Source organism: Ensifer canadensis, assembly GCF_017488845.2.
Taxonomy (GTDB): Bacteria; Pseudomonadota; Alphaproteobacteria; order Rhizobiales; family Rhizobiaceae; genus Ensifer; species Ensifer canadensis.
On record NZ_CP083370.1, the window covers coordinates 878754 to 904112 of the forward strand.

The 25359-nt window shown below is 61.3% G+C and carries 22 protein-coding genes; 12 read left to right on the forward strand and 10 right to left on the reverse strand.

Annotated features, from left to right (window positions below; all coding sequences use genetic code 11):
* Positions 1-120: 120 nt before the first annotated feature.
* The 5 genes from J3R84_RS04285 to gmk all read left to right on the forward strand — a co-directional run bounded on the left by J3R84_RS04285 (position 121) and on the right by gmk (position 5055).
* Positions 121-357 (forward strand): acyl carrier protein, encoded by a 237-nt coding sequence (locus J3R84_RS04285; RefSeq protein WP_003531676.1) that lies wholly within the window; start codon positions 121-123, stop codon positions 355-357.
* Between the two features lie 221 nt (positions 358-578).
* Positions 579-1844: a beta-ketoacyl-ACP synthase II gene (gene fabF, locus J3R84_RS04290; protein ID WP_025426454.1), complete on the forward strand. Its 1266-nt coding sequence runs from the start codon at positions 579-581 to the stop codon at positions 1842-1844.
* A 366-nt stretch (positions 1845-2210) separates the two neighbouring features.
* Positions 2211-3401 (forward strand): endolytic transglycosylase MltG, encoded by a 1191-nt coding sequence (mltG, locus tag J3R84_RS04295; protein ID WP_025426455.1) that lies wholly within the window; start codon positions 2211-2213, stop codon positions 3399-3401.
* 103 nt (positions 3402-3504) lie between these two features.
* On the forward strand, positions 3505-4392 hold the full coding sequence (locus tag J3R84_RS04300) for a YicC/YloC family endoribonuclease (RefSeq protein ID WP_025426456.1): 888 nt from the start codon (positions 3505-3507) through the stop codon (positions 4390-4392).
* 3 nt (positions 4393-4395) lie between these two features.
* Entirely contained in the window at positions 4396-5055 is a 660-nt protein-coding gene (gmk, locus tag J3R84_RS04305) for a guanylate kinase (RefSeq protein ID WP_203527299.1), read from the forward strand.
* Between the two features lie 202 nt (positions 5056-5257).
* On the opposite strand, the gene rsmA is transcribed toward gmk, so the two are convergent.
* From rsmA to lptF, 6 genes are all read right to left on the reverse strand, one after another.
* Positions 5258-6085, reverse strand: a complete 828-nt coding sequence (gene rsmA, locus J3R84_RS04310; RefSeq protein ID WP_025426458.1) for a 16S rRNA (adenine(1518)-N(6)/adenine(1519)-N(6))-dimethyltransferase RsmA — start codon at positions 6083-6085, stop codon at positions 5258-5260.
* Positions 6085-7113, reverse strand: coding sequence for a 4-hydroxythreonine-4-phosphate dehydrogenase PdxA (gene pdxA / locus J3R84_RS04315; protein ID WP_025426459.1), 1029 nt, complete (start codon positions 7111-7113; stop codon positions 6085-6087). Before pdxA ends, rsmA begins: the two co-directional genes overlap by 1 nt.
* A gap of 15 nt (positions 7114-7128) precedes the next feature.
* Positions 7129-8070, reverse strand: coding sequence for a SurA N-terminal domain-containing protein (locus tag J3R84_RS04320; RefSeq protein ID WP_025426460.1), 942 nt, complete (start codon positions 8068-8070; stop codon positions 7129-7131).
* Positions 8071-8254: 184 nt separating this feature from the next.
* Entirely contained in the window at positions 8255-10603 is a 2349-nt protein-coding gene (locus J3R84_RS04325) for an LPS-assembly protein LptD (protein WP_025426461.1), read from the reverse strand.
* Positions 10603-11685 (reverse strand): LPS export ABC transporter permease LptG, encoded by a 1083-nt coding sequence (lptG, locus tag J3R84_RS04330; RefSeq protein ID WP_025426462.1) that lies wholly within the window; start codon positions 11683-11685, stop codon positions 10603-10605. Before lptG ends, J3R84_RS04325 begins: the two co-directional genes overlap by 1 nt.
* Positions 11682-12851: an LPS export ABC transporter permease LptF gene (lptF, locus tag J3R84_RS04335; protein ID WP_025426463.1), complete on the reverse strand. Its 1170-nt coding sequence runs from the start codon at positions 12849-12851 to the stop codon at positions 11682-11684. The genes lptG and lptF overlap by 4 nt, the downstream gene beginning before the upstream one ends.
* A 325-nt stretch (positions 12852-13176) precedes the next feature.
* On the opposite strand from lptF, the gene J3R84_RS04340 reads away from it, so the two are divergent.
* On the forward strand, positions 13177-14667 hold the full coding sequence (locus J3R84_RS04340; RefSeq protein WP_025426464.1) for a leucyl aminopeptidase: 1491 nt from the start codon (positions 13177-13179) through the stop codon (positions 14665-14667).
* Positions 14668-14708: 41 nt separating this feature from the next.
* Complete coding sequence (locus J3R84_RS04345; protein WP_203527297.1) at positions 14709-15158, forward strand: DNA polymerase III subunit chi; 450 nt, start codon at positions 14709-14711, stop codon at positions 15156-15158.
* A gap of 76 nt (positions 15159-15234) precedes the next feature.
* Here J3R84_RS04345 and J3R84_RS04350 read toward each other — a convergent pair whose 3' ends face one another.
* On the reverse strand, positions 15235-16161 hold the full coding sequence (locus J3R84_RS04350; protein WP_025426466.1) for a Gfo/Idh/MocA family protein: 927 nt from the start codon (positions 16159-16161) through the stop codon (positions 15235-15237).
* Positions 16162-16490: 329 nt separating this feature from the next.
* Here J3R84_RS04350 and J3R84_RS04355 point away from each other — a divergent pair, with 329 nt between their 5' ends.
* On the forward strand, positions 16491-17333 hold the full coding sequence (locus J3R84_RS04355) for a GNAT family N-acetyltransferase (protein ID WP_203527295.1): 843 nt from the start codon (positions 16491-16493) through the stop codon (positions 17331-17333).
* Positions 17334-17372: 39 nt separating this feature from the next.
* Here the strand turns inward: J3R84_RS04355 and J3R84_RS04360 are convergent, their stop codons facing one another.
* A complete protein-coding gene (locus J3R84_RS04360) occupies positions 17373-19262 on the reverse strand; it encodes an ABC-F family ATP-binding cassette domain-containing protein (RefSeq protein WP_057211449.1) in 1890 nt (629 codons plus the stop codon).
* A gap of 323 nt (positions 19263-19585) precedes the next feature.
* On the opposite strand from J3R84_RS04360, the gene J3R84_RS04365 reads away from it, so the two are divergent.
* The 3 genes from J3R84_RS04365 to J3R84_RS04375 all read left to right on the forward strand — a co-directional run bounded on the left by J3R84_RS04365 (position 19586) and on the right by J3R84_RS04375 (position 20780).
* Positions 19586-19873 carry a hypothetical protein gene (locus J3R84_RS04365; RefSeq protein WP_025426469.1) on the forward strand — a complete coding sequence of 96 codons (288 nt, stop codon included), beginning with the start codon at positions 19586-19588 and terminating at the stop codon, positions 19871-19873.
* 69 nt (positions 19874-19942) lie between these two features.
* Entirely contained in the window at positions 19943-20221 is a 279-nt protein-coding gene (locus J3R84_RS04370) for a hypothetical protein (RefSeq protein WP_025426470.1), read from the forward strand.
* Between the two features lie 88 nt (positions 20222-20309).
* Positions 20310-20780 carry a MarR family winged helix-turn-helix transcriptional regulator gene (locus tag J3R84_RS04375; RefSeq protein WP_025426471.1) on the forward strand — a complete coding sequence of 157 codons (471 nt, stop codon included), beginning with the start codon at positions 20310-20312 and terminating at the stop codon, positions 20778-20780.
* A gap of 22 nt (positions 20781-20802) precedes the next feature.
* Here J3R84_RS04375 and J3R84_RS04380 read toward each other — a convergent pair whose 3' ends face one another.
* Positions 20803-21888 carry a GGDEF domain-containing protein gene (locus J3R84_RS04380; protein WP_203527294.1) on the reverse strand — a complete coding sequence of 362 codons (1086 nt, stop codon included), beginning with the start codon at positions 21886-21888 and terminating at the stop codon, positions 20803-20805.
* 248 nt (positions 21889-22136) lie between these two features.
* Between J3R84_RS04380 and J3R84_RS04385 the strand changes: the two genes are divergently transcribed.
* Positions 22137-24803 (forward strand): AMP-binding protein, encoded by a 2667-nt coding sequence (locus J3R84_RS04385; RefSeq protein ID WP_025426473.1) that lies wholly within the window; start codon positions 22137-22139, stop codon positions 24801-24803.
* On the opposite strand, the gene J3R84_RS04390 is transcribed toward J3R84_RS04385, so the two are convergent.
* Entirely contained in the window at positions 24744-25256 is a 513-nt protein-coding gene (locus J3R84_RS04390) for a DinB family protein (RefSeq protein ID WP_025426474.1), read from the reverse strand. The genes J3R84_RS04385 and J3R84_RS04390 overlap by 60 nt on opposite strands.
* Positions 25257-25359 lie beyond the last annotated feature (103 nt).

The window sequence follows — 25359 nt, forward strand, 5'->3', positions numbered from 1 at the left end:
TGGGTTTGCCGCGGTTCTGGTTGGATGGATTGCCCGTTGGACCGTCTTGGTCTATCAGGCTTATTGAGAGTACCGGTGCCAGAAAGGCGCCCAGAGAAACGAAGGTCGAGGAACTCCGACATGAGCGATATCGCAGAACGCGTAAAGAAAATTGTTATTGATCATCTTGGCGTCGACGCCGAAAAGGTCAGCGAAGGCGCAAGCTTTATCGATGACCTCGGCGCGGACTCGCTCGACACCGTCGAACTGGTCATGGCATTCGAAGAAGAATTCGGCGTCGAAATCCCGGATGATGCCGCGGATTCGATCCTGACTGTCGGCGACGCCGTCAAGTTCATCGAAAAAGCTCAGGCCTGATCTTTTGCGATCAAGCCATTGGCGGGCCGCGTTCAGCGGCCCGTAATCAGCCCAGGGGAAGTGGGCTGTCTCGCGCTGGGCGCGGGTTTTCGATCAGCAAAGCGGTCCCGCATTTCCCTCTGATCGTTGCTACAAGAACTTAAAATGGATGCACGGATCGGGTTCGTCACGCGTGGTCCGATCCGGCTCTGAAATTGAACAGTCAGGGTGGGTCGCGGACTATGAGACGTGTCGTTATCACCGGTACCGGCATGGTATCTCCCTTGGGTTGCGGAACCGAGGCAACTTGGGCGCGCCTGATCGCGGGCGACAATGCTGCGCGCAAGGTCACGGAATTCGAAGTCGAAGATCTGCCCGCGAAGATCGCGTGCCGCATTCCGTTCGGCGATGGCTCGAACAACACCTTCAATGCCGACGACTGGATGGAGCCGAAGGAGCAACGCAAGGTTGACCCCTTCATCGTCTATGCGATGGCCGCTGCCGACATGGCGCTGGCCGATGCCGGCTGGAAGCCCGAAAACGACGAAGACCAGATTGCAACCGGCGTCCTGATCGGTTCGGGCATCGGCGGTCTCGAAGGCATTGTCGAAGGCGGCTATACGCTGCGCGACAAGGGGCCTCGGCGCATTTCGCCCTTCTTCATTCCCGGCCGTCTGATCAACCTTGCCTCGGGTCAGGTCTCGATCCGCCACAAGCTGCGTGGTCCCAATCACTCTGTGGTCACCGCCTGTTCGACCGGCGCCCACGCCATCGGCGACGCAGGCCGCCTGATCGCGCTCGGCGATGCCGACGTCATGGTTGCCGGTGGCGCCGAATCGCCGATCTGCCGTATCTCTTTGGCCGGCTTTGCCGCCTGCAAGGCGCTATCCACGCAGCACAATGATGATCCGCAGAAGGCATCGCGTCCCTATGATGTCGACCGCGACGGCTTCGTCATGGGCGAGGGTGCCGGCATTGTGATCCTTGAAGAGCTGGAACACGCCAAGGCGCGCGGCGCCAAGATCTATGCTGAAGTCGCCGGCTACGGTCTCTCTGGCGATGCTTACCACATTACCGCGCCGTCCGAGGATGGCGACGGTGCCTACCGCTGCATGCAGATGGCGCTGAAGCGCGCCGGCCTGACGGCGGCAGACGTCGACTACATCAACGCCCATGGCACATCGACGATGGCCGACACGATCGAGCTTGGCGCCGTCGAGCGGCTGGTCGGCGAGCATGCCTCGAAGATCTCCATGTCGTCGACCAAATCGGCGATCGGCCACCTGCTGGGCGCCGCCGGCGCTGTGGAAGCGATCTTCTCGGCGCTGGCGATTCGCGACGGCGTCGCACCGCCGACGCTGAACCTCGACAATCCCTCCGTCGAGACCAAGATCGATCTCGTACCGCATGTTGCGCGCCAGCGCGAAATCAACGTCGCGCTGTCGAATTCCTTCGGCTTCGGCGGCACGAACGCTTCGCTGGTTCTGCGCCGCTACACCGGCGTTTGATATTGCCGAATTATCAACGGGGCGATGCATGTCACTGGCCCGTTGATCCTGCTTTTGCCGCATTGCTCGCTACAAGCATGTAGCAGGAGGACGTGTCGGCCCTTTTCAGGGATTGGCGCTGCCTGACGGCTATGTTCGCGCAAGGCACATCTGACAGTTTGTTGTATCGCTATTGCCGGGCGCATGCTGGCTGTCTTCGAGCGAAAACGCCGTTGACCGGCGGGTGCGCCGAGACCATTTATTCCACTGCCAATCCAAGGGGATGGCTGCGGCTCAAACGTTTTGTTTTATACCTGCCACGGTCCAGGCCGAAATTCGCACCGCGGCAGCTAGAATGAGGATGCGAATTTCGGGTTCGGGACAATCGTGAGCGACTCAAACGAGAACGGCGCGGCGCAATTCGGCCGCAGCGACACCGGGAACAACGGGCCGATCATTCCGAAATCGGCCAGCGAAGCCTTGCGCCCCGAGAAGGCGCCGCAGCCGCCTACGAAGCGTTCGCGCAAGGCGCGCAGCCAGGTCGTGATCTTCCTGAATTTCGTCATGACCGTTATCGTCTTCGTCGCGCTCGCAGCGGCCGGGACCGTCTATTATGCGATGCATCAGTACGAAAAAGCAGGCCCGCTCGAAGCCAACAAGAACTTCATCGTCAGAAGCGGCGCCGGTATCAGCGAGATCGCCAGCGGCCTCGAGCGTGGCAACATCATCACCGATGGCCGCGTCTTCCGGTTCGTCTCGGAGGCTTACCTGGACAACGACACACTGAAGGCCGGCGAGTACGAGATCAAGGCTGGATCATCGATGCAGGAGATCATGCAGCTCCTGAAATCCGGCAAGTCCATTCTCTATTCCGTGTCGCTGCCGGAAGGTCTGACCGTCAAGCAGATGTTCCATCGCTTGTCCGATGACGAAGTCCTCGTCGGCGACCTGCCGCAGGAGCTGCCTGCCGAAGGTTCGCTGAAGCCTGACACCTACAAGTTTACGCGCGGCACCAAGCGCGTCGAAATCGTCCAGCAGATGGCGGCTGCCCAGAAGGCGCTTGTCGACCAGATCTGGGAAAAGCGCGATCCGAACCTCCCGGTCTCGACTGTCGAGGAGTTCGTGACGCTTGCGTCGATCGTGGAGAAGGAAACCGGACGCGCCGACGAGCGCCCGCGTGTTGCCTCGGTCTTCATCAACCGGCTCGACAAGGGCATGCGCCTTCAGTCCGATCCGACGATCATCTACGGCATTTTCGGCGGTGACGGGAAACCGGCGGACCGGCCGATCCTGAAGTCGGACCTCGATAAGGATACGCCCTACAATACCTATATCATCAAGGGCCTGCCGCCGACGGCGATCGCCAACCCGGGCCGCGCCGCACTTGAAGCCGTTGCCAATCCGTCGCGCACACCGGAACTCTACTTCGTGGCCGACGGCACGGGCGGCCACGTCTTTGCCGTGACATTGGATGAACACAACGCCAATGTTCGCCGCTGGCGCAAGGTCGAAGCCGAAAAGGCAGCCGAAGCGGCAAAGGCCGCCCAGGACGCGGCAACGACGGCACAGCCTCAGTAACAACGGCCTGCATTGTGGACGGACTTGTCACGGCGCGGATATCCCTTGCGGGATACCGCGCCGTCGCCTTATTGCTTTTCCAGAAAATGCCACGGAGGTGAGGATGCCGCTCCAATCGATGACCGGCTTTGCCCGGAGAGAAGGCAGCAGCGGCCGGCATCGCTGGGCCTGGGAATTGCGCTCCGTCAACGGCAAGGGCCTCGATGTCAGGCTTCGCCTGCCGCAGGGACTTGAGCGGTTCGAGCCGGATGTGCGCCGGCTCACTGCAGAATTTTTCTCAAGAGGCAATCTGCAGATCAGCCTGTCCGTCAGTGGAGCGGAGAGCGCTGTCGAAGCGGTGGTGAACCAGGCGGCGCTGACGGCTGTCCTGACCTTGCGCGAACAGCTCGGAGACCTCGTCGATCCCGCACCGCTCAAGTTCGACACGCTGCTGGCGATCCGAGGCATTGTCGACTTCCGTGAGCCCGAGGAGAGTGAAGCGCAACGCGCGTCCCTCGACGACGATATCATGACGGGCCTCAAGCTTGCTCTCAGCGATCTGCGCAGCATGCGCGCCGAAGAGGGCGGGGCGCTCTGTCAGATCCTGCTGGCGCAGGTCGGCAGCATCGAAGCACTGACGGCAACAGTCGAGAATGATCCCTCGCGCAGCCCGGGGGCAATTGCCGAAAGGCTGGCGCAGCAGGTGGCGCTGGTGATGGGCAGCGGCTCTTCGCTCGATCGCGACCGGCTGCATGCCGAAGTGGCACTGCTTGCGACCAAGGCCGATTTGAGAGAGGAGCTGGACAGGCTTGGCTCTCATATTGTCGCTGCCCGCGACCTCTTGTCGAAAGGCGGGCCGGTCGGCCGCAAGCTTGATTTCCTGGCACAGGAATTTAACCGCGAATCGAATACGATCTGTTCCAAATCGAATGCGGCAGTGGTCTCCGCCGCCGGCATCGAGTTGAAAGTGGTGATCGATCAGTTCCGCGAACAGGTTCAAAATCTGGAGTAACGCATGAAACCGGCGACCCCTTCGCCCATCAAGATCGCCCGCCGCGGGCTGATGCTGGTCATTTCCTCACCCTCGGGTGCGGGAAAGTCGACGATCGCGCGCAATCTGCTGGAAGCCGATCCCGATATGAGCATTTCGGTAAGCGTGACCACGCGTCAGCGCCGTCCGAGCGAAATTGATGGACGGCACTATCACTTCAAGTCTATCCGCGAGTTCGAAGGATTGCGGGCGACCGACTCGCTGCTGGAATGGGCTGAGGTTCACGGCAATTTCTACGGCACACCGCGCGACGCCGTCGAAGCGGCGATGGCTGCAGGCCGCGACATGCTTTTCGATATCGACTGGCAGGGCGCACAGCAGCTTCAGGAGAAGATGGCCGGCGACGTCGTCTCGATCTTCATCCTGCCGCCGTCGATGGCCGAGCTGCAATCGCGGCTGCATCGTCGCGCCGAGGACAGCGAGGAAGTGATCGCCACGCGTCTGGCCAATTCACGTGCAGAAATCGAGCACTGGCGCGAGTACGACTATATCGTTCTCAACGACGATCTCGACCGCGCCTTCTCGGCGGTACGCGCCATCGTCGAGGCCGAGCGCCTGCGCCGAGATCGCCGCCCGGGCCTGTTCGAATTCGTCAATGGACTTCTGACGGAAAACCCGTTCTGACCGGAGGCATGGCCGGCAATGCCGGCCATCCGTAGATATTGCTATCGCGAGTACGTTTGCCGCTCCCGCAAAGCCGCAGCGCCCTTTCGGGCGACATGCGCTAGAGCGTTTCCGGTTTAAGCGGAGTCGCAGAAACGCTCTATCTCCTTGTTTTTATGCATTTCCTGACGGAAAACCGCTTCGCACTTTTCCTGGAAATGCTCTAGAGGCAGTTTGCCAGCCGACAGAATTCTTCCACGGAGAGCGTTTCGGCGCGCCGCTGTGGATTGATGTCGGCTTTTGCCAGCAGCGTTTCGCCACCAAGCGGCTTCAGGCTCTGGCGGAGCATCTTGCGGCGCTGGCCGAAGGCGGCGTGCGTCACTTTCTCCAAAGACGACACCGCGCAGGGGATCGGATTGGCGACCGGCTCCAGATGCACGACCGAGGATGTCACCTTGGGCGGGGGCGTGAAGGCCTGCGGCGGCACGTCGAAGGCCATGCGGGCGTTCGTTCGCCAGCCACACAGAACCCCCAGACGCCCGTAATGATCGTCGTCAGCGTCGGCCACGATCCTCAAGCCTACCTCGCGCTGAAACATCAGTGTCAGCGACTGCCAGAAGGGCGGCCATGTCTTTGGCAGCAGCCAATTGACCAGAAGCTGCGTGCCGACATTATAGGGCAGGTTGGCGATGATCTTGACCGGGCCACCACCGGTGATCTCCTCAAAGTCAATCTTGAGCGCGTCACCCTCGATGACATCGAGACGGTTCGGATAGTGGCCGGAGATTTCGGCAAGCGCCGGCAGGCAGCGCGCGTCCCTTTCGATCGCCACTACCTTCTTTGCGCCAAGTGCTAGGATTGCTCGCGTCAGGCCGCCCGGGCCTGGGCCGACTTCGATGACTGTCACGTCCTCGAGCGGGCCGGCCGTCCGGGCAATCTTCTGTGTGAGATTGAGATCGAGCAGGAAGTTCTGCCCGAGCGCCTTCTTGGCGTCGAGGCCATGGCGTTGGATGACATCCCGAAGCGGCGGGAGCCCGTCGAGAGCGGCCATCAGACGATAACTCCTGCGGTATTGTTGGAAAGTTCTGCCGCGAGCTTCAAGGCTGCGAGCAGGCTGTCGTCCCTGGCAATGCCCTTTCCGGCGAGGCTGAAGGCGGTGCCATGATCGGGCGACGTGCGGATGAAGGGGAGGCCGAGCGTGACATTGACGCTATCGTCGAAACCAAGTGCCTTGGCGGGGATGAGCGCCTGGTCGTGATACATGCAGATCGCCACGTCATAGGTCGCACGCGCGCGGTCGTGAAACATCGTATCGGCGGGCAGAGGCCCGGTTGCATCGATGCCTTCGGCGCGCAGCCGTTCGACGACCGGACGGATAATGGCATCGTCTTCGGCGCCCAGCGCTCCACCTTCGCCGGCGTGGGGATTGAGCCCGGCGAGTGCCAGCTTCGGCCTGTCGAGGCCGAAGCGCGTGCGAAGATCCGCCGCGGTAATGGTGCAGGTTCGATAGATCAGATCTGCCGTGAGCTGGGCGGGCACGTCTTTCAGCGGGATGTGGATGGTCACCGGCACGGCACGAAGCTTGGGGCCGGCCAACATCATCACCGGCAACAGGGGCTCGCCGGTGGCCTTCTCCGCGAGATCAGCAAGGTATTCGGTATGGCCGGGGAAGCGGAAGCCGGCTTCGTAGAGCACGGCCTTGGCGATCGGGTTCGTGACGACGGCTGAAGCCTCGCCATCCATGACCAGCTGTACCGCTGTGTCAATCGACCCCGTTACGGCCGGAGCGTTGGCAGAATCGGCCTCGCCAGCAATGACGGGAGAAGGGCAGCGCACCGGCAGAACGGGCAAGGCGTCGGCAAAAATGGAGACGGCATCCCGGCAATCGGTCTCGCGGATCGCAACCGTATGCCCGAGCAATGCTGCCCGCGCCGCGAGAACTGTGGGGTCACCGATGAAAAGGAATGGCGGGGTCGCGCGTTCACGGCGGCCAAGCCAGGTGGTCAGGCTAAGGTCGAGTCCGATCCCGGCAGGATCGCCCATGGTCAGGGCAAGGGGCCCGCCGGTCGTGTCACGCATTTTTGCCCGCTGATCTTACTTGTTGACGATCTGCGCCTTCTTGCGCAGTTCTTCGAGGTACTTTTCGCTGTTCGGGTCTTCACCGCCGGCCTTCTTCTTGCCGATGTCCTCGGCGCGGAAGACGATTTCGGCTGCGGTGTCGTCATTGACCTGGCGCTTCTTGCAGATCGCCAGGAATTCGACGCCCTTTTCGGTCACGCGTGTTCCCGTCGTGTTGCCGTCGCCGGCCTTCTCGACGAGCGGCTTCCACTCGTCCGGCAACTGCTGGACAAGCATGCGGCCGAGATCGCGGATAGAAACGTCACGGTAGTTTGCCGCGAAAACCTTGGCGGTATCGCATCCCGGGAACTGACCACGCGCTGCGTTGGCTTCCGCCTGACGCTTGCCGGTGATGGCGCCGCGCTTCTTCTCCGGAATGACGAAGATGACCTGCTTGAGATAGTATTCCGTTGTGACCGGCTTGGTGCCTCCGCCTTCCATCATGCGCTTGACGAGATCAGCGCCTTGCAGGCGACTTGAGTTGCCGAAACGGAAGTTGACGGCGCGAGGCCAGCTCATCTGCACCGCGATGAACTGCTTGAAATGGTCGGAACCAACGCCGGCTTGATCGAGAATCTTGCCGAGCTGCTCCGGCGAGAGCTTGTTGCCGGCTGCAAAGCGCGCATAGGCCGCGTCCACGTCCTGCGTACTGACCGACTGGCCGATCCGCGCGATCTCGCCACGCTTAAGCACCTCGTCGACGAGCTGCTTCTTGGCTTCTTCTGCGCCACCAGCCTGGCGTTGCAGGCGAAGGAAGGCGACGCGCTTGGCAACGTCGCCGGAGGTGATCACGGTGTTGTTGACCGTTACCGTCACCTGGCTTGCAGCTTGCGCGCTGGCGCAAACGGCAATGCTCAGGCTGCCGGCCAAAGCCAGTGCCGAAAGCGTCCTCAAGATCGACATTTTCCCGCCCATCATCTTTTCCTGTCCTTCGCGCGGGCGAAGCCTGGTGCTTCGATCCGCAGCCCGGCTCACGCCGTTGTTCTATCTTGTCGGAGGGAATGCATAATACATGCGGCCAAACGATGACAAGACCGTTTGGCCGGCCCGACAGCGGGCAGAGGGGCAAACATGTGGCGAATGCCCCTCGGATCGAAGCGTATCAATAGTAGTCCAGCTCTTCGAACTTCGTGTCGCCGACATTGACGTCGCCAAGCGTACGGAAGCTGATGCGGGCGCCGATCGACCAGTCGTTCGCAATCGTGTTGTCGGTATCGCGTTCCTGCTTGTAGACGAGCGAGAACAGCGTGTCTTGATCGTCATAGGTGATGCCGAAGCCATTGCGCGAGATGACATCGTTGTTGATGTCGTAGGTTATCGCGCCGAAGACGGACCAGTAATCGTGGAACCTGTAGGCCGCCGCGGTCTGGATTTCGTCCTGGTTGTCGAGCGAGCCGTAAAGCGGCTGCGCCTCGATGCGCGTATAGGTCATTGCCGCCTGCCAGGTAAGGCCAAGATACCCCACGGTGGCATCGGCGCGACGCAGCGCCAGGTCCTCTTCATCGAGACGGCCGGAAAGGCTGGCCATAAGGCCAGACGGCGCATCGACACCGAACATGGCGACGTAGTCGGACCGTGTGCTCTCGAGGCCCGAATTCGCTCCCGCCTGGACCAAGTCTTCCGTTGCGAACGAGTTCAAACCGCCAAGCTGGTAGGATTGGCCGACGATGCCGCGCAAGCCGTAGCCGCTGTCGAATGTCCCGGTATAGCGAAGACCGACGTTGGCGCGCGTGCCGCCTTCGATGCGGTCGAAGCCGGAGTACTTGTCGCGATCAAACAGGTTCGTCGCGTCGAAGACAAAGCTCTGCGCATCTTCGTTTGGCAGGCCACCGGGATGCTGCTCGTCGGGACGGGCATAGATCTGGGCGATCGGCTCGAGTACGTGGCTGCTGTTGTCGCCGACGAAGAGGATCGGATAGCGCGCTTCGAGGCCCGCCGTCAGCATCCGCCGCGTCGCGGCGTCGCTGTTGTCATAATCCCCGGCATAACCAGGCCCCGGATCCGTCATGTTCAGGCCGAGCGCATCACCGCGCGCGGCAAGCAACGGCGTCAGCACGAACCCGCCCGGAGCAATGTAGGTACGCTTCCATTCGAGTTCGGCCGTGAGGCGGTGCGACGTGCCCTCGAGACCTAGGTACCTGTTGACGTCTGGAACGGCGTCAAGGTCAAGCCGGTTTCGCTTGATGTTGGTGAGGTTCACCGTCGCCGAAAGTTCGCCTCCCAATACCGGCTCTGGCGCCTTGTAGGAATAATCCAGAACCTGCGCGGTAGGCTGCTGGTTTTCAGCGATGCTGTTCGGATCTGCGTCCTGGATATCGAAATAGAAGGCGCGCAGGTCGAAGAAGTTCCGCTTGCCAAGCCCGGTCAGATACGCCTGGTTGACGTAGGTCGTTCCGTCGAAAGTCGACAGTTCGTAGGTCTTGGCGAAGTTGTTGTCGGATTGGACGAGGACGTTCCAGCCGAAGCTCCAGCGCGGATTGATCTCGAATACGCCCCTGGAAGCGACCATGCCGCGGTTCGTTTCAAGCGCGTCGACCGTACCAGGCGTGAAGCGGCTCTTGTCGAGCTGGCTGATGCCGGCGAAGCGCAAGGTGTGAAGGCCGTTGTGGAAGCTCTGGCGAAACTCGCCTTCGAGCAGGAAGCCTTGGCGGCTCAGGCCCGTCACGGTGGCGGTCGCGTCCATATAGGGCGAGATCGCCCAATAGTAGGGGACGCCCACGCCTGCGCCGAGCTTCTGTGTGTACTGAAACTGCGGGAACAGGAAGCCGCTCTTGCGCTTGACCGTATGATCAGGCAGTTCCATCACCGGAATATAGGCGATGGGCTTGCCAAAAAGCTCGAAACGGGCGTTTTCCAGCCGTATCGTCCGCGTACGTCCATTCTGGACGACGCGCTGGGCCTTGATGTGCCACAGCGAACGGTGATCGGGCTTCGTCGTGCAGGGCGTGCACGCGGTGTAAACGGCCTCGTTGAGGATGAATTCTTCGCCGTTCCGCCGTTCGCCGCTGGTCGCAGCAAGCCGTGTCAGATCGGTCGTCTCTATCCGCAAGGCATCAATGAAGCCGTTGCCGAAGTCATCGGTGACGTCCATCTTTTCGGCATAGACGACATTGCCGCCCGGCTCGATCAACTGGATTTCACCGGTGGCATGAATGCGGCCCGATTTCTGGTCGTATTCGACCTGTCGGGCCACCATCTTGTAGCCGCCGTAATCGATCTGCACGTTGCCGCGCAAGATGACCTTTTCGGCGTCCTTGTTATAGACAAGCTCATTGGCGGACAGAAGCAGCTTGGCATCTTCCGGCATGTTCGGGCGCAGCGAATCAAGGCGCTCCGACGTCTGCTGCGCGAGCGCGGGTGCACTCATTCCCATGGCAAGTGTCTGCAGCGCCACTCCTGCGAGCAGGGCAGCGTTGATCAGCTTTGTACGTTTGCGGTTGCCTACCGCCACTAGCCATCCTCCTGATTTAAAAGAATCGTCGAGCCCAGCGCCATCGCTACAACAACTGGCAACCAGGCTGCAACGAAGGGAGGTACAATACCGCTGCTCCCGAATGCTTTGACAAGCACGGTGACGACATAAAGCACGAAGCCCGACAGGATTCCACCGAGAATCACCGAGCGCGATTGGTTGAACCGGCTAAATTTCAGCGACACGCACGCAGCGATCAGCGTCATGGCGACAAGCAGCAGCGGCAGTGACAACAGGGAGTGGAATTGGGTTTCCATGCCGTTTGTGGAAAAGCCGAAGGAGCGCGCCACCTCGATCTTCCGCGGAAGGTCGAAAAACTGAATGGAATCAGCCTTTGCAAGCCTTTCCTGAACAAACTCTGGCTTCAGATTCGTGCGGAGTTGTGCCGTTTGCAGACGGCGAGGCAGCTGTCCGCTGCTTGTTTCCGTTACGCCATTAAGAAGCCAGTAACCATCTTCGAGTTTAGCGGAGGCGGCATCCTGTCTCAGAATGATCGAACCCTGTGGATCAAAGTGGATGACGGTGACGTTCAGAAGTGTGGTGCCGCCATCCTGAACCGAGCGTGCGCCGATGATCGTATCGGTGCCTTCATAGATCTGTCGCAGCCAGGGAATCGAGCCGGCATCCGAGGTGCGCGATGACCCGAGGGCAGCAAGCAGGGTCTCTTCCTTCTTCGTGCCCCAGGCTGCGAGCGGGTTTAGCGCAAGCACGGCGAGTACGCCGAACAGGAAGGCGCCAAGCACGAACGGGCGCAGGAACTGCCACACCGAAATGCCCGCGGCGCGGGTAACCACGAGCTCGTAGCGGCGGTTGAGCGAGATCAGAGCCGCCATCGCCGAGAAGAGTGCCACGAAGGGCACGGTTTGTTGCAGGATGGTCGGGATCCGGAACGCGCTGATCAGCAACGCGCCGGTGACCGAATAATGCGGAAGGTTGGACAGGCGGCTCGCCTGTTCGCTGAAGTCGATGATGAAGACCAGCGAAAAAATGCCGACCAGAAACCAGAAGGTCGTGACAGCATAACGGGTCAGAAAGTAGCGGCCGAGTGTGGTGAAAATCATGATGCGTTGCTCCCGTCAGATGAGGGGCGCACGAGGCGAAGGCGAACCATCAGCTCGGACAGCTTTTCCTGCCAGGTCATCGGAATGTCGAGACGCCGGTTGCTGGCGAGTTGGTGAATGGCGAGCGCTCCGGTCGCAAGGGGCACGATATACATCAACGGAACGAACCAGACGGAATCCTCGGCGCTGTTGCCCGCATAGAACGTCATCCATCGGATGACGAGGGCAGAGCCGAGTGCGCTGACCATCGGATGGACGCGCGCCTCGCGGTGCGAGCGTGCATCACTGCAGAAGACAAGCGCGATCAGGCCGAACACCAGCGGGAACGTCCATTCCGTCAGGCGGCGGTGCAGTTCGGCGGTGAAGGCAAGCGGGTTGCCCTGGTAGACAGAATCATTGGGATCCGGATTGAAAAGATTGGGAAGGTCGCGATCCTTGGCGCGTATCGTCGCTTCGCGGGTCGCCTTCGTCATGTCGGCCAGATCGAAGGCGTAGGAATCGAATTTGATGATCGACACGCCGCCGTCCGGCAGTTTGCGTTGGACTTCGCCGTCCTTCATGACCAGCGCCGAGCTTTTCTCGTCCACGGCACCTTCGCGCGCATAATAGACGAGCTCGAAAGCCGGGTTGCGCGAATCGGCAACGAAAATCCCCTCAAGCACACCACCGCCGCGCCGGCCGCCAACCTGGACATAGAGGCCGTCAGTAATCTTGCGGAAGGCGTTCTCCTGGACGACCGAGGAAAGCAGGTCGGCGTTGGCCGTTGCTAGCATCTTGCGCACAGCGACGCGCGAATAGGGCTCGACAAAATTGTCGACCACGAACGACAGGACGCTAAGGCCAGCGGCGAGATAGATGATCGGCCGGATGATGGTCATGCGCGAGCTTCCGGCCGCGTTCAGCACCGTCAGCTCCGAATCGGTATTCATCGTCGTGAGCGTCTGGGTTACGCCGATCACCAGGGCGAAAGGCAGAATGATCGGCACGACCGACGGCAGAATGAGCGTTGCCAGCTTCAGGAAGGCGAAGACGGACTGCCCGCTATCGGTAACCAGGTTGACGTTGGTCAGGGCCTGCGTCGTCCACACGATGCCGAGCAACGGCAAAAGCGTAGCGAGGAACATGGTCAGGGCACGCCGGAAAATGTAGCGTTCGATCAGCTTCATGTCCGTTTCCGGTCCAAATCCATGCTCATGTTTCTGTGCCGCACCGCCGCATCGAAACGCCTGTTGCTGCCGCCGCCATCAGCGGGAACCGAGCTTCCGTCTCACGTCCGGCGCTGCTCAAATCGTAAAGCAACTGGGATAATTTAAGACGAAGAACCTCGGTTAACCGCATGTAAACATCTGCGGGCATCTTGCCAAGCCGTTGAAAAGCGAGAAGGGTGCCGACCACAGCTTTGACGGTGGTAGACGCAGCGAATGTTTGTCACTGTCACCCCCCGGTAACAGGGCGGGTCGTGTAAGACCGAAAAATGCCCGGAGTTTTGTAATGTCTATGAAATTTGAGTTCACCTTCGCCAAGTCCCATCGCCCGGCGGGTGGTGTTGCGGTCCTCCTGAAAGCCGCCGCAGGACAGGCGGCGGGCGCCGATGTCGCCGATCCGGAAGGCGTGCTGGCCAAGGCGGCGAAGGTCAAGAAGTTCAGCGGCAAGGCATTCTCCACCCTCGATATCATTGCCCCGCATGGCTCGCCCGCGGACCGGATCGTGGTTCTTGGTCTTGGTGACACCGATGCATTGACCGATCACGATTGGCTGAAGGCAGGCGGCGCGGCAGCCGCAAAATTGCGTGGAGCCGACAAGGCCACGATCTTCATCGACGTCCCCGACCTCGATGTCACCGGCAAGGCGGCGGCCGACTTTGCGCTCGGCATGGAAATGAACGCCTACAGCTTCGACGGTTACAAGACGAAGAAAGCGGACGACGATGCCAAGCCGGCAGGCAAGCCGGTCAAGGTGACGATCGTTACCGGCGCGGTGATTGCAGCGAAGAAGGCTTTTGCGACGGCGCAGGCGGTCGGCGAGGGCGTATTTCTCGCCCGCGACCTGGTCAACGAGCCGGCAAACGTCCTCGGTCCGCTGGAGTTCGCCGCCAAGGCGAAGGAGCTGGAAAAGCTCGGCGTCGAGGTGGAAATCCTCACCGAAAAGGAAATGAAGAAGCTTGGAATGGGTGCGTTGCTCGGCGTTGCCCAGGGCTCGACGCGTCCGCCGCGGCTGGTCGTGATGCAGTGGAAGGGCGGCAAGTCCAAGGATCGCCCGGTCGCCTTCGTCGGCAAGGGCGTCGTGTTCGACAGCGGCGGCATTTCGATCAAGCCCGCGGCCGGCATGGAAGAGATGAAGGGCGACATGGGTGGTGCTGCCGCCGTCACCGGCTTGATGCACGTGCTCGCTGCCCGTCACGCCAAGGTCAACGTCGTCGGCATCATCGGGCTTGTGGAAAACATGCCGGATGGCAGCGCACAACGCCCAGGCGACATCGTCACCTCGATGTCAGGGCAGACGATCGAGGTCATCAACACCGATGCCGAGGGACGTCTCGTTCTGTGCGATGCACTTTGGTATTGCAACGACCGCTTCAAGCCGCAGGCCATGATCGACCTTGCGACGCTGACAGGCGCCATCATGGTTGCGCTCGCGACCCATCACGCCGGCCTGTTTTCGAATGATGACCGCCTGGCCGGCCAGCTGTTGGCCGCCGGCATTGCCACGCAGGAGCGCCTCTGGCGCATGCCGCTCGGCAAGGAATACGACAAGATGATCGACAGCAAGTTTGCCGACATGAAAAACACCGGCGGACGTCATGGCGGCGCGATTACGGCGGCGCAGTTTCTGCAGCGTTTCGTCAAGGATACGCCCTGGGCGCATCTCGATGTCGCCGGAACCGCCATGGGCTCGCCGACCGACGAAGTCAATCAATCCTGGGGCTCCGGCTTCGGCGTTCGCCTGCTCGATGAGCTGGTCCGCGCGAGCTATGAGTCCTGAGCGGCATCGTGAGCCGCGGTGAAGGTCGTGGAGAGATCGGTGTGATCGAGGTCCTTTTCTATCACCTGACGGAATCGAAGCTCGAGGACGCACTTCCACCGCTGCTCGATAAAAGCGTCGAGCGCGGCTGGAGGGTGGTGGTGCAGACGGTCGATGCCGAGAGGCGCGATGCGCTCGATACGCATCTCTGGGTTTACAGGGACGAAAGTTTCCTGCCGCACGGGACAGATGCCGGGGAACTCGCTGCCGAGCAGCCGGTTCTCCTGGTGGCGGACGAGGGCAATCACAATGCCGCAACCGTTCGCTTCGTCGTCGACGGTGCCAACCCGCCACCGGTCGATACTTACGAGCGGATCGTCTTCATGTTCGACGGCTACGACCAGGAACAGCTCGAAGCCGCTCGCGGTCACTGGAAGCGGCTGAAGGGTGAGGGCCACAACCTCACCTATTGGCAACAGAACCGTGACGGACGCTGGGAAAAGAAGGCCTGAGCGACGCAAGAACGGCTTCAAGAAGACAAAGCCCGCGGCAAACCGCGGGTTTTGTTTTTCGATCCTGTCCGGACGCCTAGTCGTGGAAGGCTTCGACGAATTTGCGTCGGCCGAGCATGAAGGCATCGGCGACATGGCGCAGCGGCGCCAGATCGACGTCCGACGTCTTGGCCCTGATGATTTCGGCGAAGCGCTTGTAGAGCATCGGATATTCCTGCTCCGGCTCCTCATGCACAATCTTGCCGTCGACCGAGAGCTTTGCGCCACCTTCCGAAAGCACCATTTCGCCTGATGCGGTCTGCGCGACGATGTCCCAACTCTGTTTACCGGTCTGGCGCCAGTCGAACTCTGCCGAAACCGCCAGCTTGTTCGCGTCGGTGAAGGCGATCGTGGCGGCGATCGGGGCGTCGCGGTTCTCCGGGAATTCCAGCGTGGCTGCGGTTATGAACAGCGGCCGTGGCAGGATATGCGTTACGATCGACAGCGCATTGATACCCGGATCGAAGATACCGAGGCCACCGGCCGCCCAGATCCATTCCTGATTCGGATGCCAGTGCCGCACGTCCTCCTTCCAGATGATCTTCACATCGTGGATTGCGGTCGCGGTGAGAAACGACTTCGCTGCCTCTACTGCCGGTGCATAGCGCGAATGCCAGCTTGCAAACAGTGACAGCCCTTTAGATGCAGCCAGAGCCTCCAGATCCGCGACTTCGCTCAATGTGGCGCCTGGCGGTTTTTCGAGGAAGACATGTTTGCCGGCCTCAAGGGCCGTGCGCGCGGCCTCATACCGGTATTGCGGTGGCATGCAGAGCGATACCGCGTCGATTGCGGGAACGGCCTCCAGCATCGCTTCGATCGACTTGAAATTATCGATGCCATCGACCGTGCCGTGGCGGCTCGCCGCAGCAATCAGGTGGTAGTCGTCGTTCTTGGCAATGGCCGGCAGGTGCTGGTCACGAACGATCTTGCCGACGCCGACAAGCGCGATTTGAATTGGAGGCATGGTGTTTCGCTCATATTAGTATGATTTATTGTCGGTTCTTGTAGCAGATTGCGCGGCGCGGGCAAGCACTGCCGAAGAGACGCGAGCCCGGTTTGCTGAACGCCAAACAAACGGCAACGGACGCATTCTTTCTGGCCTCCTGTGCCCTACAGCGCCGCGCGTCTTATCAGACGCGCAAAGGTCGCTGTAGCACTTTGAATTGCTGCATGTTTTTATCCTTAAATCGAATAGGATTTAAGGAGCATGCAGTAGCTTCTACAATCCATGATGCCAATCCACATGTGCAGCAAACGCGACACGCGCGGTGACCGGCAGAACGAGGAGAGATTATGCACCACGAAATCCGCCATGCCAGCCGCCACGAACTCGATGCCATCATCGATTGGGCGGCCCGCGAAGGCTGGAACCCGGGGCTCGACGATGCGGCGGCATTCTGGGCGGCGGATCCGGAAGGATACTGGGTGACGGAGCGCGAGGACAAGCTCGCAGCCGCCATATCGCTGGTGCGCTACGACGAGAACTATGCCTTCCTTGGCTTCTACATAACGGCACCGGATTTCCGCCGGCAGGGTATCGGCGGCCAGATGTGGCAGCACGCCTTGGCGGCGGCGGGACAACGCATTGTCGGTCTCGACGGTGTCGTTGCCGAGCAGGAGAACTACCGGCAGTCTGGCTTCGTTCTCGCCCACGCCAATATCCGCTATGGCGGCATCGTCGACGCGGTCGAGCCTCCGGGTACGGACCTGGTGGAGGTTGCGCCGATCCACATGCCGATGCTGATCGACTACGACCGTCGCTTCATGCCAGCCCGGCGCGACACTTTTCTCACCGAATGGCTGAGACCGGGCCGTACGCGACGAAGCGTCGTGCTGCTCCGGGACGGTGCGATTGCCGGCTACGGCACCTTGCGCGCCTGCCGGCAGGGCTACAGGATCGGTCCGCTCTTTTCCGAAAGCGAGACGGCAGCCGACCTGGTGTTTCGAAAGCTGGCTGCGACGGTGAAGGGCGAGGAGATCCACCTGGACATTCCCGAGCCGAATGCCTCGGCGCGTGCGCTCTGCGAGCGCTACAACATGAAACCGGTTTTCGAAACGGCGCGGATGTATCGAGGCGTCGTGCCCGATCTGCCGCTCGCCCGCATCTACGGCATCACCACCTTCGAACTCGGCTGACCGGCGACGTGCCGGGACAGCCATTTCGAAAGTGTCGGATCAGATGGCCATCGCCTCTTCGTACTCGGACGAGAGCTCGAGCCATTGTTCCTCGGCATGCGCAAGTTTGTCGACTGCGTCGGAGCGTTCCTTGGCCTTCTGCGCGGCCTTCGCCGGCGACTTTTCGTAAAGCGTTGGGTCGGCGAGTTCAGCGTCGAGCGCTTGAATCACTTTCTCCAGCTTTCCCGTCAGCGATTCGATTTCGTTGATCTTTTTTCTGAGAGGTGCCAGCGATGCGCGCTTGTCCGCGTTGGCCTTGCGCTGGTCCGCCTTTGACAGGGAATCGTCCGCTCCGGCTGCCTTGGGTTTGTCCTCCTTGGCCTTAGGGCCGCCGACGATCAGGCTCCGATAGTCTTCCAGGTCGCCGTCGTAGCTCGTCACCGTTCCGTCCCGCACGAGCCACAGCCGGTCGGCGGTCGCCTCGATCAGGTGGCGGTCGTGCGAGATCAGGATCACGGCGCCGGAATAGTCGTTGAGCGCGGTGATCAACGCATTGCGGCTGTCGATATCCAGATGGTTGGTCGGCTCGTCGAGGATCAGCAGGTTGGGCGCGTCGAAGGCAGCCAGCCCCATCAGCAGGCGTGCTTTCTCGCCGCCCGAGAGGTCCTTGGCAGGCGTTTCCATCTTCTCGGTCGCCAGGCCCATCTGCGCCACGCGGGCGCGCACCTTGGCTTCCGGTGTTTCCGGCATGCGACGACGCACATGTTCGACGGCGCTTTGGGTCGGGATCAGATCATCCAGCTGGTGCTGCGCGAAGAAGCCGACCTTGAGGTTCGGCGCGATCTTCAACTCGCCGGATTCTGGCGCCAGCCGCCCGGAGATGAACTTGGCGAAGGTCGACTTGCCGTTGCCGTTCGAGCCGAGCAGCGCGATGCGATCATCGGTGTCAATCCGCAGGTTGAGGCGCTTGAGGATCGGGTTGCCGGGCTCGTATCCGACGGTTCCGCCGGTGACGGCGATAATCGGCGATGCGGCCTCTTTCTCCGGCTCTGGGAAGGAGAAGCCCTGAACGTGATCCTCGATCACGGCCGCAATCGTACCCATGCGCTCCAGTGCCTTGACGCGGCTCTGCGCCTGGCGGGCCTTGGTGGCCTTGGCCTTGAAGCGGTCGATGAAGCTCTGGAGGTGCTTTCGCGCCGCGTCGTTCTTGGCCTTCGCCTTCATCTGCAACTCGTCGGCTTCCGCCTTCTGTCGCTCGAACTGGTCGTAAGGCCCGCGATAGTAGGCGAGCTTCTTCTGGTCGAGATGCACGATGGCGTTGACCGCCGTGTTCAACAGATCGCGGTCGTGGCTGATGATGATGACGGTGTGCGGATAGCGGCGAATGTAATCTTCGAGCCAGAGCGTACCTTCGAGGTCGAGATAGTTGGTCGGCTCGTCGAGCAGCAGCAGGTCCGGCTCGGAGAAGAGAACGCCTGCGAGCGCCACGCGCATCCGCCAACCGCCGGAGAAGGAGGAGGCAGGGCGCAGCTGCGCTTCGTGATCGAAGCCGAGGCCGGCGAGAATGCTCGCCGCACGCGCCTCCGCCGAGTGGGCGCCGATATCGGCGAGCCGGGTCTGGATTTCTGCAATACGGTGCGGGTCGGTCGCGGTCTCCGCCTCGGCGACCAGCGCCGTGCGTTCCTTGTCCGCCTTGAGCACGATCTCGATCAGCGGTTCCTCGGTGCCGGGCGCTTCCTGTGCGACCTGGCCGATCCGCGCATTCTTGGGCAGCGAAATTGTGCCGGCTTCCGAAGCGAACTCACCGGTAATGATACGGAACAGCGTCGACTTGCCGGCACCGTTTCGTCCGACTAGCCCGGCCTTCGTGCCCGCCGGAAGCGTCACGGATGCGTTTTCGATGAGGAGACGGCCCGCGATGCGGGCGGAAAGGCCGGAAATCTGGATCATTGCGGCCTTTTGCCCGGACTTGAGCCGGAAGGCAAGAGGTGCGTCGCGACTGCAGTTTCGGCCCGGCGCGTGGATGTCTGGTTCGCGGATTTCAAGGGGCCATTGTTATCAATTCATGAACAACGCGTTCCGACAATCGATACTACACATCCTCATCGTGAGGGACCATCTGTTTAAGCGAAGGGCAGCGAAAGCTCTTCCGACGCCTCGATCGACTGAACGCCATCGGCAAGGCCACCGCGTTCCAGGAAAGACCGATCCGGCCAAACGTAGTTTTGATGAAACCCTCGTTCAAGCGAACGAGCCTCCCAGGAGCAAAGACGATGAAAACCACGATCCACACCGCACTCGCCGCAGCTCTCGTTGCAACAGCCGTTCTCGGCGGCGCCTCCGCCGCCTTTGCCGGCGGCAGCTATTACGAAGGCATCAGCCCGACCCCGCTGTTTACCGAACGCGCTCCCAAGGCCGCCGGTAGCTCCGCCTTGAACATCCGCGGTTCGGAAGCCGGATATGTCGACCGTACGTCCACCGGCTCGGTCCACAATTACGATGCCAGGCCGCAGGTTGTTCAGGGCGGCGAAGGCGAATACTACCAGGGCATCTCCCGCTAAGGCGCATTCCGTCTCCGGTCATGGGGCTTCCAGCCCCATGACGCTCCATCCCCATCAAGGAAAACTCCCATGAAAAAGTCCATCGCAACGCTTCTCGTTGCAGCGGCAACGTTGGCCGGCGCATCCACCGCCTTTGCCGGCGGCAGCTACTATGAAGGCGTCAGCCCGAAGCCGCTCTTTACCGGTCGTGCAGACGCTTCGGCAGGTGCCGGCGTGTCCGCAAACACCGTCGACGGTGGTGATTACTATGCCGGTATCGAGAACAAGGCGGTTGACGCCGCGGCGACAGGCGCGATTGCCAACGGCAATGCGAAGGCCTTCGGCAAGACCGGTCAGGACAGTCAATAACCCACGCCAAACGGACGACCAGATAACCCGGTCCCGCCAAGCGGGGCCGGGTTATCTCGTTTTGGCGTTGCCAATGAGGTGATTTGCCATGACAGAAAAAATTCACGTCGCTGAGCGGCTCTTCGAACTCTACCACTGCGTCCACCGCCTGGTGAACGCGTCCATGAGTGAAGAAGGCGTCTCGCTCGCGCGCAGCAAGTTCCTGTTCTATCTCAGCGAACTCGGGCCATGTCGCTGCGCCGACATCGCTTCGGCACTCAGCTTTGCCCCGCGAACCGTCACTGAGGCGATCGACGGACTTGAGCGCGACGGGATGGTCGTCCGCGAGCCGGATCCCGAGGACCGGCGAGCAAAGATCATCTCGATTACCGACCTCGGCCGGGCCGGCCTCGAAGCGGCGCTCCGGCCACGTCGTCAGATGATCGAAGAGCTTTTCTCGGCGCTCGATGACAATGAGCGCACGGATCTTCATCGCCTGCTCGGTCGGCTGGGTGACAAGGCTTGCGAAATCGGCACGAGCCGGATGGCCGTGCATGAGCGGCAGTCAGAAGCGGCATGAACCCTGGAGATCGCGACGCGCTTTAGGCAGCGTGCGGCGAATAGATCTTCGCCCGTTTGCCGCCAAGCTCCGGCGTATAGGCAAGAATTCCCGAGCGCGATCCCGTTCGGGCGGCCGCAAGCGCCAGTTCGGCCTGCTGCATGACGTCGGCTGGCGTCGCCATCGGCTGGGCCGTCGCGATGCCGGCCGAGAGCGAAAGGGTTTCGGTCGTGAAAGCACGGCCGGGCAGGGCGACGCGCAGCGCCTCCACCGATTGCTGGATGCGCTGCGCAATTGCTTCGGCGTTCTCCTCTGTGACGTCGCTGCAGAGGAACGCAAATTCCTGGCCGCCGACGCGTGCGACGAAGTCACTCTTCTTGATCGACTTGCGAAACAGCGTCGAAAGTTTGCCGAGCGCCTTTTCTGCCGCGCTGCCGCCGTGCTGCTCGGCGATACCGCGCAACCCCTCGACTGACACGACAAGCAGGGCAACCGGCTCGGTTATGCCTTCGGCTTCCAGCATTGTTCTCAAACGCGCCGCCAGGGCCAGGCGATTGGGCAGGCCGGTGGCGGGGTCGCGGGTCAACGGTTTGCGGCTTTCGGCGAACTCGCCTTCCAGCGCTGCAAAGCGCTCGGCGCTTACCTGCAAGGCTGTTTGAAAAGCCTGTTCTTCATTCATCAGCAGGCCGGCCGCATCCCGCAACCTCGCTGCGTCGTCGGCAAACTCCGACAGGCCGGCAACCGGGTCGGCGACCAGGCGGTCTTTGAAGCGGTCGAGCTGGCTTCTGAAGGCGTGTTTCTGCGCCAGGCTGTGCCTCAGCTGCAGAGCAAGTTCGCTCAGGGCCTCCTGTGCTGCTGCCCTTGCCCTGTCGGCGGCAAGTGCCCCGTGAGCCACCAGATGATGCTTGAGGGCGAGTTCGTCGAGGGCGTCCTGCTGCGGCGTGGCGCCGAGCGCCGCCAGATCGCGCGAAAGCTGCGGTAGCCGGCCGGACAAGGCTTCATAGACAAGTTCATAGTTGCGTGGCAGTGCCGCGATGCCAAGCTGAGACATGGATTGCGCCACCTTCAAAATGATGGTGGTGCTTTTCGTCTGCGATCGGCCGGTGTTCGCGGCAACTTGCCTGGTCATTCCGTGGTCGTCCTCGATGCCTGTATGGGATCCGAAAACACTATGGCGGCGCTGCGTTTAAGGGAGTCTGAAGATACCAGGCGCGATACCAGATCTGCCCGGTATGGTTGTCGAAATCCCACCGCAGGAGGGACTGGCGCAACCGATTGGAGCGGAAAGTCGAAAGTTGCTGTTTTAGTTCATGTTTATAGTTGACGGAGCTTGTCAACAATTATATCCCGCCTTGCTAAATCGGGCGGGAGGCTCGAATGCAGAGTGATGGTTTGACAATGCCCCCTTCATTCATCGCGGATCTTGCGGCGTGGGGCGAGCGTCCCGCTCTGGTTCTTCCCGGTCGGCGTTTCGTCAGCTACCGCGACCTGCACGAAAGGGTCGACCGTCAGGTCGCACTTTTTCCGCGCACCCGCGCGCTGATAAAGCTTGAGCCCGAACTCTCCGAACATGCCATCATTGCCTATCTCGCAGCGCTTAAGGCCGGACATGTGGTTGCCATGCAGGCGCCGCGCGCCGCCGGCACTGCGGCCTGGACGGACATGTTCGAACCGGACTGTGCCTATTGCCGGATCGACGGCCGTTGGCGAACCGAACATCTGGGGGGCAGTGACAAGCCGTTGCATCCGGACCTCGGCCTCCTGCTGTCGACCTCTGGCAGTACCGGGTGCGGCAAGGCGGTGCGGCTTTCGGCTGGCAATGTTTCGGTCAATGCCCGCTCGATTGCCGAATATCTGGAGCTTGGCGCCGACGATCGCAGCTGCTTGATCCTGCCGCTGCATTACTCCTATGGCCTTTCGGTGCTGAACGCCCATCTGACTGTCGGCGCCAGCCTTTACGTTCCCAGCGGCTCGATCCTTGATCCAGGATTCCTTGACGGTCTTGCGGCCAGCGGCTGCACCAATCTTTCCGGCGTGCCCTATTCCTATGAACTCCTGGAAAAGGTCGGCTTTCGCGACCGTGCGTTCCCGCAACTGCGTTTCATGACGGTTGCCGGCGGACGTATGGCGCCGGAGCGCGTTCGTGCCTATGACGAGCATCTTCGCGCCCAAGGCGCCGCTTTATTCGTCATGTACGGTCAGACCGAAGCGACGGCCCGCATCGCCTATGTTCCCCCCGCGCGGCTCAAGGGCAATGAAGACCGGATCGGCGTCGCCATTCCCGGTGGCATGCTATCGATCGCGGATGATGAGGGGCGAGCGATTGCCGGTGCCGGTGTCGCCGGCGAACTTGTCTATCGCGGCCCCAATGTGATGATGGGCTACGCCTCGTCGCGGCAGGACCTGGCCCGCGGCGCAGACCTTGACGAACTGCATACGGGCGACCTGGCGGTCCGCGAAACCGATGGCCTTTTCCGCATCGTTGGACGCATGAAACGCATGTCCAAGATCGCTGGCCTGCGCATCGGCCACGATACCCTCGAGCACGCGCTCGAGCGGCGCGGTGTTGTGGCGGCAATCGTCGGCGATGACGAAGGGCTGCATGCCTTCTTTCAGGGCGAAGGCCGACTCGAGGACGTGCGCCGCCTGCTCGTTGCCGCGAGCGGCCTGACACTTGCCCACATCATGGCCACGCACGTGCCGGAAATCCCGAGGTTGCCATCGGGCAAAGTCGACTATGGTGCCCTGAGCCTTGCAGCAAAGCAGGCGATCGCCGCCGGCCACGGCGATCGCGAAGGTATCGAAAGCCTCTTCCAGCAAGTGTTCTATCCTGCACGGGTGAAGCCGGAGGATAGCTTCCTCTCGCTCGGCGGAGATTCGCTGCGTTTCGTGCAGCTCTCGATTGGTCTCGAAAAGGCGCTTGGACAGGCTCCGGAGATGTGGGAGGCCATGCCGATCGCAACACTTGCGGCGCTGGAAAAGCGAGAAACGGCGACGGCAAGGATCGGAATGGATCTGATCATCCGTGCCTTGGCTATATTGCTCGTCGTTCTTCACCACGAAACCCTGTGGCCGCTGCCGGGCGGATCGGCTGCCATGGTTATCCTTGCCGGTTTCAGCCTCGCCCGATTCCAGATGGGGCCGCTTCTGGCCGGTGGTGGCTTGGCTATTCTGCGACCACTCACGCAGATCCTCGTGCCCTATTATCTCATTGTCGGCGCCTATGCCGCCGTTTGGGGCGAAGTCCCCTGGGCATCGATCTTCCTTGTCGGCAATTTCGGTTTCGCCGATCCGGAGACCCGTGGCATGGTGCCCTACCTCTATTGGTTCATCGAAGCCTATTGCCAGATGATGCTGGTCTTCGTGGCGCTGTTCGCGATCCAGCGCTTCCGGCGGCTTGCTGCTCGGCAGCCCTTTGCGATGGGCATGCTGTTGCTCGGCGTGGCGCTGATCGCCAGGCTGGCCTTGCCGATACTCTGGCCGATCGGCAACCGGCAGATCTTCACCTTGCCATGGATCTTCTATCTCGCTGTGATCGGCTGGTGCGCCGCGATCGCCGAAACGCATCTGCAGCGACTGCTTCTGGTGGTCGCGGGAGCTGGCGCCTTCCTGTTTTTCGGCCTTTACGAGGGCGTCTGGATCGGCACGAAGATCAAGTATCTGCTGTTGATCGCCGTGCTCGTTGCTCTGGTCTATGCGCCGCGCGTCAGCGTTCCGCGCTGGGCAGCGCAGCTGGTGCTGCCGCTATCGGCTGCCGGCTTCCATATCTACATCCTGCACCGTTTCGTGCCGGAGCTGTTGATGACGCCGCTGCAACCGCATCTCCCAACGGTGCTCTTTTCCACAGTCTCGATCGCAGGCGGCATCGCGCTTGGCCTCGCCGCCTGGCTCTTGCAACGCCAATTGCTCAAGGCGGCTGTGAACGGAAGGCCCAAGCCCGGACTGTCGCTTAATCATCTGCGGCCGAGTGCCAGATGGGCTGTTTTAGTTCGCCCACTTTTCGCCTTCGGTCCACAAAAAGAACGCGAGATCCAGCACAATTGATGGACGCCCAAGCGCTGTCAGCGTCGCGTGCACCTGGCCGCGGTGATGGGTCTGGTGATTGAAGACGTGGGCGAGCGTTGGCCCGAGCTTCTGCGTGACGATCACTGGTGAGCTCAGCGTCGTGTAATTGAAGGTGGCGGCAAACCGCGCCTCATCGAGCCCGTAGATCCAGGCAATCATTCGCGCATCTTCCCGTTCGCGTGCGCTGGTAAGGCTGGCGAGATCTTCATGGAGCATCGTATCCAGCGCTGTCGGCGCGTCGCCTTCGCCGGTGAAACGTTTCATCCAGATCCGATCCGCGGCAAGGATATGATTGAGCGTCGCAAGCGCTGACCCGAAGAATGCACCCTTGCTCTGCCTCAGTTCGCTGTCCGGAAGTTCTGCGGCCGCTGCGTAGAGCCGGCGGTTGGCCCAGATGTTGTAGTCGGCGAACATGCGAAAATGATCGAGCATCTGTTTCTCCTTAGTGGTCGCGAAGTTAGCGCAGATCCGCATTCCTGTGGCGAATGCCACCCATGAAATTTAATCATTTGATCGTTCGATCCGTCTGGCGTCG